The sequence below is a fragment of the Idiomarina sp. 017G genome, from assembly GCF_004362265.1.
GTDB classification, from domain to species: domain Bacteria; phylum Pseudomonadota; class Gammaproteobacteria; order Enterobacterales; family Alteromonadaceae; genus Idiomarina; species Idiomarina loihiensis.
This window is the reverse complement of sequence record NZ_SNWT01000003.1, coordinates 122072-134210: the sequence shown is the minus strand read 5'-3', so window position 1 is coordinate 134210 and position 12139 is coordinate 122072. Positions and strand designations below refer to the sequence as shown.

Here is a 12139-nt window from a genome sequence, read left to right as displayed (position 1 = left end):
CTAATTATCTCAAACCAGTGCCCGAGCTAGTATAGGTGCTTCAAAATTGCTTTTACAGCAAGCGCAGTAATTAACAGGAGTACTTAAGGTGTCCGCACTATTTCAACCGTTCGAGTTAAAAGACGTCCGTTTGCGTAACCGCATTGCCGTTCCCCCAATGTGCCAATATATGGCTGAAGACGGTGTCGTTAACGACTGGCATTTAAGCCATTACACCAGCCTGGCGCGTGGCGGTGCTGGCTTAGTCATTGTCGAAGCCACCGCAGTTTCCCCTGAAGGGCGCATTACCCCTAACTGCACAGGCCTCTGGAACGACGAACAGGCACAAGCTTTTGCGCCTGTTGTGGAGAATATAAAAAAAGCAGGCGCCGTTGCCGGCATTCAAATTGGCCACGCCGGCCGCAAAGCCAGCGCAAACCGCCCTTGGGACGGTGACGACCACATAGCTGAAAATGATACTAGAGGCTGGCAGCCAATATCGCCTTCTCCTATCGCTTTTGGTGCAAACCTGCCTCGCGAACCTAAAGAAATGTCGCTGGATGACATAAAACGCGTGCAAAATGACTTTGTTTCCGCTGCGGAACGAGCTCGTGATTTAGGATTTGAATGGCTTGAACTGCACTTTGCTCATGGTTATTTGGGACAAAGCTTCTTTTCCCCTCATGCCAACCAGCGTACTGACGAATACGGTGGTTCATTCGAGAACCGCGCCCGTTTTCTGGTGGAGACAGTTCGTGCGGTAAAACAGGTATGGCCAGATAATTTCCCACTAACTGCACGCTTTGGTGTAATTGAGTTTGACGGTAATGACGAGCAGCAGATGCAGGAGTCCGTTAAACTGACTCAGTTGCTAAAAGCTGAGGGACTGGACTTTTTAAATGTCAGTATCAGTTTCTCAACACCAAACGCCGAAATCCCCTGGGGTCCGGGCTTTATGGCACCTATTGCTGAGCGCATTCGTAAAGAGGCGGATATTCCAGTGGCTTCCGCCTGGGGCATTGATTTACCTCAGCTGGCAGAACACACGGTTGCACAAGGGCAACTGGATTTGGTCATGGTGGGTCGTGCTCATTTATCGAATCCTCACTGGCCTTACGACGCAGCCAAAGCACTGCGTGTCGAGAAGCCTTCGTGGGTATTACCAGCACCTTACGCGCACTGGCTTGAACGCTATTAGGTAATAAGTTGTTCGCAGCTCAAGCAAAGGCGGTCACCCTATACGGTGGCTGCCTTTGCTTATTAAGCGCCGAGATCCATTAAGTCGGTTTACGCGTATAAAGGGGTGATGAACAAATAACAGGAGGAATAATGAATACAAGTGATAAAACAGCTGAATTCACCGCCCCTGGGATTAAAGACAAGTCTGCCCAAGACGCTATAGCACTGCTCGACGACCGCCTGGTCGCACTGCTTGACCTTCAACTGACGCTTAAACATGTTCACTGGAACGTGGTTGGTCCAAACTTTATTGGCGTACATGAAATGCTGGACCCGCAGGTTGATAGCATTCGTGAAATGACCGACACCATCGCAGAGCGAATCGCCACTATGGGCGGCGTGCCCGCCGGTACCCCTCAGTCAATTGTGGATCGCCGTTCATGGAAAGACTATTCGATAGGCAGAGGTCTGGTCACTGAGCATCTGGTTGCACTTGATAAAGTGTACAACGGTGTAAATAAAGACCACAGAGACGCACTCAATAAGCTCGCTGAACTGGACCCGGTTTCGGAAGACATGCTCACCGGCCAACTTGCCGAGCTTGAGCAATTCCAGTGGTTTGTCCGCGCTCATATCGAGTCGGCGTCGGGTGAACTCAAAAGCTAATTAATTTTTACAATTAGCAAACCACTCTGGAAGCCCGGCAACGATGTTGCTGGGCTTTTTTGCTTTTAAGGCCGGGCTACTGCAGTTAAGAACTGCCTATCAATGCGGGGGGCCCCGATATAGCTAACAAATTATAACTTTGTTAATATCATTTGAATTAAAATAATAATCATAACGAGATCGCCACATGCAAAAACTTCGCCCCCTTTATATTGCTCTATTAAGTGCTGCATTATTGCAGGCCTGCTCTCCCGCGAATCAAAACACCGATACCAGCTCATCGACCTCTAAACAAGGCGTTGAAGCTCCGGTAGCAGAAAAAGTCCCTCATGAAATGACCATTCATGGTGATACCCGCATCGATAATTATTACTGGATGCGGGACGATGAACGTAAAGACCCTAAAGTACTGGCTTATCTTGAGGCAGAGAACGCTTATACGGATGAGATGCTGGCTCACACGGAAGATTTGCAGCAAAAGCTGTTTGAAGAAATGAAAAGCCGCATTGCCAAAGATGATAACTCCGTACCAGTACGTGACGGCGACTACTATTACTCAACAGAAATGCGCGGCGATAACGAATACCCGATTTACGTTCGCAGTACAGATTTTTCCGGTACCAACAAGCAAATTTTGTTAAATGTTAATGAGCTTGCTGAAGGTAAAGATTATTACTCCGTAGGCAGTCTTGAAGTTAGCCCGGACGATGCGATTCTTGCCTATAGTGAAGATACCGTTAGCCGCCGTATGTATGAAATTAAACTTAAGAATATGAAAACCGGTGAGTTACTCCCGGATCAAATCAAAAATACGTCTGGCGATATTGTCTGGGGTAACGACGGACAGCATTTTTACTACATAAAGAAAGACCCGGAAACCCTGCTGGGTTATCAAGTATATCGTCATAAAGTGGGTACCGAACAGCAACAAGATGAACTGGTCTATGAAGAGCAGGACACAACCTTTTACACCGGCATTCGCAAAAGCAAAGACGACTCAAAAATTTATATTATCCATGATGCGACCGAATCTAAAGGCGTCTCGCTAATTGATGCCAATGACCCCAACGCCAAGCCGGTTGAGTTTGTGCCACGGGAAGACGGCCTGGAATACAGCATAGCTAAACACGGTGATGATTATTATGTGTTGACCAATCTGGATGCCGTGAACTTTCGCCTGATGCGGGTAAGCGCAGATAAGCTTGGCGACAAGCAGCACTGGCAGGAAGTTATTCCACATAAAGAAGACACTCGACTGGAAGACATTGAGCTGTTTGACCAGCATTTGGTTTATAAACAGCGCCAGCGCGGACTAACAGAGGTGTTCGTACGAAACCTAAATACCGGTGATGAACAAGAGCTTTCATTCCGCGACAAAGCTTACACGCTGTATTTTTACGGTAACAAAGAAGCCGATAACCCTGAGCTGCGCCTTTACTACACCAGTATGACCACTCCGGGTAGCCATTATAATGTAGACCTGAACAGTCTGGATAAAACGCTGTTAAAGCAACAGCCTGTACTTGGCGATTTTAAACCTGAAAACTACGCTTCCGAACGGTTATTTGTCACCGCCCGGGACGGTGCTGAGGTACCGGTAACACTGGTTTACCGTAAGGACAAATTTAAAAAAGATGGCGCCAACCCACTTTATCAATACGGTTATGGCTCTTACGGTTCTACTTCAGAACCCAGCTTTAGCAGCAACCGTCTAAGTCTGTTAGACAGAGGTTTTGTTTTTGCTATCGCCCATATTCGCGGCTCGCAAATGCTGGGGCGCCCGTGGTACGAAGACGGCAAAAAACTGACAAAACAAAACACCTTTAATGATTTTGTCGATGTCACTAAGGCATTGGTTGAGCAAGGCTATGGCGCCAAGGATAAAGTCTTCGCCATGGGTGGTAGTGCTGGTGGTCTGTTAATGGGCGCAGTGATCAATCAGGCGCCGGAACTTTACCTTGGCGTAGCGGCACATGTACCTTTTGTCGATGTTGTGACAACCATGCTGGATGAAAGTATTCCTCTCACTACCAACGAGTTTGACGAGTGGGGTAACCCGAAAGAGAAAGTCTATTACGACTATATGTTGTCGTATTCACCTTATGATCAAATCAGCGCACAGGACTACCCTAACCTGCTGGTAACCACCGGACTCTTTGACTCACAAGTGCAGTATTTCGAACCGGCCAAGTGGGTCGCTAAGCTCAGAGATTATAAAACCGATGATAATCTGCTGCTGTTTAAAACCGAAATGGAAGCGGGTCACGGTGGTGTTTCCGGGCGCTTTAAGCGCTTGCAAAACACGGCGCTGGAATACGCTTTCTTTCTCGATTTACTGAAAAACCAATGAGCCAATTAACACAGTCTCCAGCATATAAGGCAACATTATGAATATTCGCGGCATTATAAGCAGTGCCCTACTCATGTCGGTTAGCCTGTTCACTCAGGCGGCCGATAATAACGCATCGTCACACGAGCTCAGCCTCTCGGAAGCCAATAAGCTGGTGGCTCTTCCATTACATTGCGTCGAAACGCCTTATCCGTACAAAACGGGAATAATATTAGGCAGTGCCGATGATTTAAAAGAACCGTCGGTTATACACCCGGTTTTTTATGGTTGCTTTGACTGGCACAGCGCCGCTCACGGTTATTGGTCAATGGTTACTTTGCTGCGTCAGTTTCCGGACTTAGAACAGGCCGACGAAGTCAAAGCCATACTTAAACGTAATTTAACCGCCGAGAAAGTGGCGCGCGAAGTCGACTTTTTCAGTAAAGATATTAATGACTCGTTTGAGCGCACTTACGGCTGGGCCTGGCTGTTAAAGCTGTCTGACGAGCTCCATTCATGGGAAGACCCTATGGCCAAAGACCTAGCCGCTAACTTACAACCATTAGCCGATTTAATTGTTGAGCGCTATATCAACTTCTTACCTCGATTAGTTTACCCAGTGCGGGTGGGCGAGCATACCAACACGGCCTTTGGCTTAAGTTTCGCCTACGACTATGCCGTTAATCAGCAGCACACCGAACTACAGCAGTTAATTGCCAAACGCGCGAAAGACTATTTTCTGGAAGATAAAAACTGCCCCATAGGCTGGGAGCCCAGCGGCTACGACTTTCTTTCGCCCTGCCTGGAAGAAATTGGCTTAATGCAGCGCGTTCTACCGAAGCAGCAGTTTTTAACCTGGCTGGATGATTTTATGCCACAACTCGCTGACCCAGAATTCAGTCTAGCGGTAGGTGAAGTTGGCGACAGAACCGATGGCAAACTGGTTCATCTGGACGGTTTAAATTTCAGCCGCGCCTGGAACCTCTATGCGCTGGCTAACCAATACCCGCAGTACAGGCATTTACGCAAAATAGCCGATAAGCATATGGCGCACTCATACCCTAATCTAATCGGCGATAGCTACGAAGGTGGTCACTGGCTTGGCAGCTTTGCTATTCAGGCGTTAAATCAAGCCCAGCAGTAATTGCTGGGTTTGCTAAAGAGCAAGCTTCGGGTCGGCATCAGCTAAAAAGCCTTCTATGATTAATAGCTCAGCCAGCATTACTCCTAGCGTCTGATGCTTTAGGTTTTACCACTTCTGGATAGTGGTGTATCAATTAATCGTATCTAAAGGTGATGGTTATGTCTGATTATATCCGTATTGAAAAAGCCATGGCCTATATGTCAGAGCATGTATCGAGCCAGCCGACCCTGGAAGACGTTGCTGCTCATGTTCATCTCAGTCCGTTCCACTTCCATCGGGTGTTTTGTAAATGGGCAGGCACCACACCGAAACGCTTCCTGCAGGCCCTCACGCTGGAGCGAAGCAAACGAATGCTGAAGGGAGAAAGCTCTCTTATGGATGTTTCCCTCAGCATGGGTTTAAGCGGAGGCTCCCGACTGTATGACCACTTTGTAAAGCTAGAAGCCGTAACGCCAGGTGAATACAAGAACGAAGGCCAGGGAGTTACTATCCAATACGGCGTAAATGAAACGCCTTTTGGTAAGATATTTGTCGCAATTACTCCACGGGGCGTATGCCGCATTGAGTTTTTGGGCTCCAGAGCTGTTGACGAGATACTTACTGATTTATGCAAAGACTGGCCCAAAGCCTCGCTCGTAAGAAACGACAACGCGATCAACTATGTGGCTAACGTACTGTTTAGTCGATTAAAAGACGGGCAGTCTAACCCCTTGTCATTGCACGTAATGGGTACAAATTTTCAAGTAGCCGTGTGGCGAGCTTTATTGAGGATACCACCGGGAAAGCTGGCGAGTTACTCACAAATTGCCAATGCATTAGGTTACCCTAAAGCGTCTCGGGCGGTTGGTAATGCTGTTGGTTCGAACCCTGTTGCCATGCTAATTCCGTGTCACCGTGTTATTCAGAAAAGCGGTGCTTTGGGCGGGTATCGCTGGGGTTCAACGAAGAAAGAAATGCTTCAGGCATGGGAGTCCCTGCACGAAGAGCCCGTAGAGCAGTAGCATCGTTCGGTAACCGCGTTATTGCCCTTATTTAAGAAGAGTGCGAACGCCAGATTCGAAAGCGCGTCACTATGTACCAGATAAGACCGCCGATAAACATAACCAGAGGTATCACATTAATTTCGTTACTTTGCTGAGACTCCTCGGAGGTTAGAAAAAACCAAAGCACACCCACGATAAGAATAACGAGCGATAACACACCTTGTATCTGCAAACTTTTCGATGTGTTCTCAGACGTAATCGCGCTGTTTTCGCCCGGTTGGTTCTCTTGCTCCGATTTTTCACTCTTCACAAAACCACAGGCAGGACAGCTATAGTTATTATCCAGTACCTGATCTTCACATTTTGGACATTTTTCAAATGCCATTGAGGTACCTCTCTGCTTTATTGATGAGTGTTCATTGTTGAGTGTAGTCAAAAACTTTTGTGTTTGTCATTTCCATTACGCTGATGACATCCGTTATAAGCTGTGCCACGTAATAGGATTTTATGTATTTAAGTATATTTCTGACAGCCTTTCTGGCCGCCACAATACTGCCTGCTCAGTCTGAGTTTGTGGTCGTGGCAGCCCAGCGCATGGATTACGATGTCTGGATAATCTGGTGGCTGGCCTCAATCGGTAATACGCTGGGGTCAGTGGTCAACTATGTTCTGGGTCGTTTTTTGGTACGGTATCAGGATCGCCGCTGGTTCCCGTTCAAACCCAAATCTTTAGCCCGTGGGCACCGCTGGTTTGAACGTTTTGGCAAATGGTCGCTGCTGATGGCCTGGGCACCCTTCATTGGCGATCCTCTTACGTTTATAGCCGGTATGCTGCGATTAACCTTCTGGCAATTTTTGATTCTGGTTTTCATCAGTAAAGCTGGCCGCTACGCTATTTTGTTGGGTATTACGCAGTTGTTTTAATAACTCTCATCGCACCATTACACCTACCGGATTCACTCTAAAACGGTGACCTGTTTTTTTTAATCTGTGAACACAGACGAAATTTTTCTTTAAAGCTATACTCAGGTTCGATAATACGAACATAAGGCTTTGCAATGGAGTTTATTGATTATTACGAAGTACTGGGTGTAGAGCCGACCGCCGATAGTAAAGCAATTAAAACCGCGTACCGCAAACTCGGCCGAAAGTATCATCCCGATGTAAGCAAGTTACCAGATGCAGCCGAGAATTTTAAGCGCGTAGCCCAAGCCTATGAAGTATTACATAGTGCTGAAAAGCGTGCTGAATATGATGCTTTGTGCGAGGCTCGCAAACGCGGTTATAACAATCAAAATAGGAAATCGAGCGCCAACTATCACACTAATAATAGTACGATGGGTAATCAGGACTTTACTGACTTCTTTAACTCAGTGTTTGGAGCAGCAGGTTCCCGCAGTCGCCAACAACATCGTCAGCAACCTTGGTATGAGGACGCCAACCAAGCCAAAGGAGCTGATGTTGAATTCGACTGGCCGGTTATGCTCGAAGACACCTTGGCCGACACGACCAAACAAATTGAGTTCGTTATTCCGGTTTATGACCAACAAGGTTACCAGCAGCAGGTAAAAAAATCGCTCAAAGTAAAAATTCCTGCTGGCGCACGAGATGGCGAACGTATTCGACTAAAAGGACAAGGTGCCCCGGCTTACGGTAACGCCCCAAGCGGCGATGCTTACTTAACCATCAAAATACTTCCGCATCCATTATTTGATGTGGAAGCCAATAATCTTTTGCTCACCTTACCGCTCGCGCCATGGGAAGCGGCATTAGGAACTAAAGTAGAGGTGCCGACGCTCTCTGGCAAAGTTCAACTAACCATTCCAGCTAACAGCCAGGCAGGTCAGCGCTTACGTGTAAAAGGCAAAGGCTTGGTCGGGAAGCTCTCAAATGGCGATTTGATTGCCACAATAAAGATTGTGATGCCATCCTCACTAAATGAAAACAGTAAGACCCTTTGGGCTCAGCTCGCGGACAGCGAAGCCTTTGACCCTCGTCGCGAATGGAGCGATAGATAATGACAACCTTACAACAAGTGTACTCACCCAATTTTCACCTGAGTTTCGAAGAGCTCTGCCTTTCTGCAAATGTCAGCGCCGAAACCATGCTTGAGCTGATTGAGCATGAGATTGCGGTACCAGTCACCGGAGAACACCCGCATCAGTGGATGTTTCATGTTACCTCGGTGATGACAGTAAAAAAGGCGGCGCGTCTCAACCGGGATCTAAATATAGACTGGCCCGATCTCTATTTAGTGCTAAACCTGCTTGATGAAATTGAGCAGATAAAAGCTGAGAACCACAGGTTGAAGCAACGGCTCAATAGAAAAATTTAGAAGAGCCGCCGGTAAATCAAACGTCTGGTCGGAGTCGATTACAGCACGTTAAAGCTTATCGAACTCGGATACTCAGAGTTGTGATAAATTTTATGAGTTGCCTTTGCAAAGTCGCTCTCTTTTGCATTAAAAATGTTTTCAACGTAATTCTGGGGGTTAATATCCAGAAACGGAAACATGCTGCTTTGTATTTGAATCTGCAGCTTATGCCCGCGTTTGAACGTATGTAAAACATCGTACAGCTCAAACCCAATTTCAGTTGGTTGATTTGGAACGAATGCTTTAGGCTCACTCATACTCTCACGAAAACGCCCGCGTAACACGCCCCAACGCACAAGCTCATGGCGGTTCCCGCGCTCCATGTCAGCCTTATTGGTATTCTCATCAATGGAAGGAAAGACATCGACAAGCTTCACCACAATATCCGCCGCTGATTTATTGGTAGCGAACCATAGGTTAAGGTCGATGGCCCCGGCAATTGTTAAGTCCGATTCCAGCGTATCGGTCTCAAATACCAGAACGTCAGGTCTTCTCGCCGTAAAACGCTGATCTTCTACCATGTATGGTCTATCCCAGCCGCGACTGATTTCGGCAGAATGAGGAACCGGCTTGTTAGGATCACTTAGGTACTCGCTGCTACCCGTATTGTTTTCCTGCTCAACGATTTTTTCGTCATCCGCTAAATACAGGGTTTCTCTAGATGTATCCTTAGGCGGCCAAGCTTCAAAATGACGCCAGCGATTACTGCCGGTTTCGAACATGGTTGCCCTAGTCAGATTGGCTTCATCAGCACCTTTTAGGTGCTCTTTAAAAAATGGCAGCAACACATCTCTTTGAAACCAAGCACTGGTATCAAAACCAAAATGAGCCTCTCCAAGTTCAGTACCGCCCTGCTCGCTTTGCCATTGACCGTGATACCAGGGCCCCATGACCAGTTGAACATGATCCTTCTTATTGTTGTCTGACATGGTTTGATAGGTATAAAGCGGTCCGTAAAGGTCTTCTGTATCATACCAACCGCCAACAACTAGCGTGGCAGGCTTAGTGTTTGATAAGTGCTGTAAGACATTCCGCGCCTTCCAGTAATCGTCGTAATTTGGATGCTGAATAATCTCATTCCAAAATGGGCGTTCTCCGTTAAAGTACTTATCGTTTACATTGGAAAGTGGCCCAAGATTTTTGAAAAACTGATAGCCGTCTGGCGTTTCAGTTTTCATACCTTCAGGCCAGTAAGCGAAGGTGCCATCGCGCTGCTTATCGAAGGTATCAAAAAATATGAAAGCCATAGGCGTGACGAAAGCACCATTTCTATGAAAGTCATCAAAGAACCAATCAGCAATGGGAGCCTGAGGAGAAATTGCCTTAAGCGCAGGGTGACTGTTAATTGATGCCACCGACGTGTAGTAACCGGGGTAAGAGGTTCCCCACATACCCACTTTTCCGTTGTTACCCTTTATATTGTTTACGAGCCAATCAATCGTGTCGTACGTATCTGTGGCGTCATCCGTTGCGTTCTTTCCGCGAGTGTAGGCATCCTGCGGGCGCATGTTGACGAAATCCCCCTCCGACATGAACTTGCCGCGCACGTCCTGGAAGACAAAAATAAAACCGTCTTTTTCAAATGCTTCGCTCGGTCCCAAACGTTTTTTATACTCGTCTACCCCGTACGGTGCAACGCGATAAGGCGTTCGCTGCATCATAATAGGGTAAGATTTGCTGGTATCATTGGGTACGTAAACCGACGTGAATAACTTTACGCCATCGCGCATCGGGATTTGATATTCATATTTGGTGTAGTTAGCCCGGATATAGGCTTCCCTTTCATCCGCTACACTTTGTTTACTGAATGCGGAGTTCACCGTCAGCAAACATATAGCCAGCAAAAAGCTGCGTATAACAACCTTCATGTTCTGTCCCTTTTATTATTGAACCAACTCGTTTACCACCTCGAATGGATGCCGCGGATAGCCGTTTTCGACCTTTCTTTGTTATAAATCCAAAACCACTCAGTAGCAAGTTTTGTGTTTGTTCAAAGTTTTAGTTGTGGGAAGGCCGCCGAAGTCCCAAAAATTCTCTGTCTTCGCGTTAATATCGACTGCTACAGCCATCGTGTATTGGGGAGCCAGCTTTGAGCGCCACGGGACACGCCACCATGATTGGCAAGTATCCTTCTGGGTTAATGAAGGAACACTTCCAAATAACTTTTTAGATCGTTCATATCAGCAGTTTTTTCCTTGCTAGATCCAGAACGCCTTTGGTTATTTGTTCTCCTGTTTCCCGATGAAAGTGTTCGGGAGCATCAGCCCAGGTTTTATCAAGAGCACCCTGCAACTCCTCATTTATCGCACCAATTAATTCTTGAGCAATATCGGGGGAAAGGCCAGAAAATTTGGCATGATTAGGCCAATGCCGAGGTAAAATTTTATGCCAATGATAATGGGAGTTTTTACTTTTTACCCTCATTGCCATTTTAGCTTTTTTCGGCTGTATTTTACCCAGGGTTGGATACGCTGAAAGGACATCATAGATTGGCGTTAACCAATAACCCGAAGCGTCCAAATAAACACTGAAATTCTTTGCATGACCATCAATAGCACACAGTAACCAGAATACGTATTGACTCAAAAAAAACACTTGCTGATCTTTTAAACCTTGCTGACTTGTTGCGAGCAGATCCGATATTTCAAAAGCGCCCGGGCCTCCTTTATCTTCATACTTCGATTGCCCGGCTCTGCCCAGAGCCTGGCACATATCTTCCTGGCTTATCCTTAAAATTTGACCATCTTCATCCGTATGTCTATCAAAACGTTCGACAACAAGTACCTTTTGCTCACCAAAAACTTCTATCTCAGCGTGCGCTACATCAAACCCTAAATGATGCATAAAGCGTAAACAAAACCATTCATTGTCGACACTTTGCTCCATATTTATGCCACTAGGTAACTCTCCCATAGCCATTTTAAAAATATGGGTTGTAGGAGTGTTACCTATCGGTTGATGCCACTGACCACGGTGATAGGTTAATGCTGTTTTTTCCTGAGCTCCTGCAATAGAAATACGAAAAGTATCGTCATCCCCCATTCCGAGGGTATGCCCGGTAACCGCATGATTTAAAATCTCATTGATTTCATTCTCATCGACCGGGTTCATCTGCATAGATGGTTCTGGAGGTATTTCCGTTAAGGAAAGAGATAACGCTCCCACACAGTCACGCCCGATAGCTGATAGCAAATCCATAGTGTCTGTTGAGTAAGCGCCGATTCTATCAACAATTTGCTGACGAACTTCTTCATTATCTGGCAACAAATTATCAAAAAAATAACGAACGCGCTCGCCTGTATGTCGTTTAGATGTCATTGGCAGTGACAAGCTTATCGAATGCGCATATTCTGCTCCCAACCATTCATCATCATAAATAAACTCGAAGGTGCCACTTTTCCGCCTTACGGTTCCTACTTTTATTCCATTAATCCCGCAATGTAATTCTCGTGTAGCCTTGCGCCTTGGCATGACGAATCTTCCTT

Annotated in this window: 11 protein-coding genes; 8 read left to right on the top strand and 3 right to left on the bottom strand. The window is 46.5% G+C overall.

Going from position 1 to position 12139, the window contains the following annotated elements:
- The first annotated feature begins 88 nt into the window (after positions 1–88).
- The 5 genes from DEU30_RS06715 to DEU30_RS06695 all read left to right on the top strand — a co-directional run bounded on the left by DEU30_RS06715 (position 89) and on the right by DEU30_RS06695 (position 6298).
- A complete protein-coding gene (locus DEU30_RS06715; RefSeq protein WP_114981768.1) occupies positions 89–1177 on the top strand; it encodes an NADH:flavin oxidoreductase/NADH oxidase in 1089 nt (362 codons plus the stop codon).
- A gap of 131 nt (positions 1178–1308) precedes the next feature.
- Entirely contained in the window at positions 1309–1824 is a 516-nt protein-coding gene (gene dps / locus DEU30_RS06710; protein WP_034819182.1) for a DNA starvation/stationary phase protection protein Dps, read from the top strand.
- 187 nt (positions 1825–2011) lie between these two features.
- The gene (locus DEU30_RS06705) at positions 2012–4174 is read left to right on the top strand and encodes a S9 family peptidase (RefSeq protein WP_114981769.1); all 2163 of its coding nucleotides are present in this window, start codon (positions 2012–2014) and stop codon (positions 4172–4174) included.
- Between the two features lie 37 nt (positions 4175–4211).
- On the top strand, positions 4212–5297 hold the full coding sequence (locus DEU30_RS06700) for a DUF2891 domain-containing protein (protein WP_114981770.1): 1086 nt from the start codon (positions 4212–4214) through the stop codon (positions 5295–5297).
- Between the two features lie 158 nt (positions 5298–5455).
- Positions 5456–6298, top strand: a complete 843-nt coding sequence (locus DEU30_RS06695; protein WP_110012922.1) for a methylated-DNA--[protein]-cysteine S-methyltransferase — start codon at positions 5456–5458, stop codon at positions 6296–6298.
- A gap of 31 nt (positions 6299–6329) precedes the next feature.
- Here DEU30_RS06695 and DEU30_RS06690 read toward each other — a convergent pair whose 3' ends face one another.
- Complete coding sequence (locus DEU30_RS06690) at positions 6330–6665, bottom strand: zinc ribbon domain-containing protein (RefSeq protein ID WP_011233331.1); 336 nt, start codon at positions 6663–6665, stop codon at positions 6330–6332.
- 122 nt (positions 6666–6787) lie between these two features.
- On the opposite strand from DEU30_RS06690, the gene DEU30_RS06685 reads away from it, so the two are divergent.
- The 3 genes from DEU30_RS06685 (at position 6788) to DEU30_RS06675 (ending at position 8615) form a co-directional block, all read left to right on the top strand.
- Positions 6788–7204, top strand: a complete 417-nt coding sequence (locus DEU30_RS06685; protein ID WP_011233330.1) for a YqaA family protein — start codon at positions 6788–6790, stop codon at positions 7202–7204.
- 134 nt (positions 7205–7338) lie between these two features.
- Positions 7339–8298: a DnaJ C-terminal domain-containing protein gene (locus DEU30_RS06680; RefSeq protein ID WP_034819197.1), complete on the top strand. Its 960-nt coding sequence runs from the start codon at positions 7339–7341 to the stop codon at positions 8296–8298.
- A complete protein-coding gene (locus DEU30_RS06675; protein ID WP_114981771.1) occupies positions 8298–8615 on the top strand; it encodes a chaperone modulator CbpM in 318 nt (105 codons plus the stop codon). The genes DEU30_RS06680 and DEU30_RS06675 overlap by 1 nt, the downstream gene beginning before the upstream one ends.
- Before the next feature lie 38 nt (positions 8616–8653).
- Here DEU30_RS06675 and DEU30_RS06670 read toward each other — a convergent pair whose 3' ends face one another.
- Entirely contained in the window at positions 8654–10522 is a 1869-nt protein-coding gene (locus DEU30_RS06670; RefSeq protein ID WP_114981772.1) for a CocE/NonD family hydrolase, read from the bottom strand.
- A gap of 307 nt (positions 10523–10829) precedes the next feature.
- A complete protein-coding gene (locus DEU30_RS06665) occupies positions 10830–12125 on the bottom strand; it encodes a type II toxin-antitoxin system HipA family toxin (protein ID WP_114981773.1) in 1296 nt (431 codons plus the stop codon).
- Between the last annotated feature and the right edge of the window lie 14 nt (positions 12126–12139).

Excerpts from the sequence above, each read along its gene's own strand:
- dps (WP_034819182.1), top strand. The coding sequence starts at position 1,309 with ATGAATACAAGTGATAAAACAGCTGAATTCACCGCCCCTGGGATTAAA.
- DEU30_RS06705 (WP_114981769.1), top strand. The coding sequence starts at position 2,012 with ATGCAAAAACTTCGCCCCCTTTATATTGCTCTATTAAGTGCTGCATTA.
- DEU30_RS06700 (WP_114981770.1), top strand. The coding sequence starts at position 4,212 with ATGAATATTCGCGGCATTATAAGCAGTGCCCTACTCATGTCGGTTAGC.
- DEU30_RS06695 (WP_110012922.1), top strand. The coding sequence starts at position 5,456 with ATGTCTGATTATATCCGTATTGAAAAAGCCATGGCCTATATGTCAGAG.
- DEU30_RS06690 (WP_011233331.1), bottom strand. The coding sequence starts at position 6,665 with ATGGCATTTGAAAAATGTCCAAAATGTGAAGATCAGGTACTGGATAAT.
- DEU30_RS06685 (WP_011233330.1), top strand. The coding sequence starts at position 6,788 with ATGTATTTAAGTATATTTCTGACAGCCTTTCTGGCCGCCACAATACTG.
- DEU30_RS06680 (WP_034819197.1), top strand. The coding sequence starts at position 7,339 with ATGGAGTTTATTGATTATTACGAAGTACTGGGTGTAGAGCCGACCGCC.
- DEU30_RS06675 (WP_114981771.1), top strand. The coding sequence starts at position 8,298 with ATGACAACCTTACAACAAGTGTACTCACCCAATTTTCACCTGAGTTTC.
- DEU30_RS06670 (WP_114981772.1), bottom strand. The coding sequence starts at position 10,522 with ATGAAGGTTGTTATACGCAGCTTTTTGCTGGCTATATGTTTGCTGACG.
- DEU30_RS06665 (WP_114981773.1), bottom strand. The coding sequence starts at position 12,125 with ATGCCAAGGCGCAAGGCTACACGAGAATTACATTGCGGGATTAATGGA.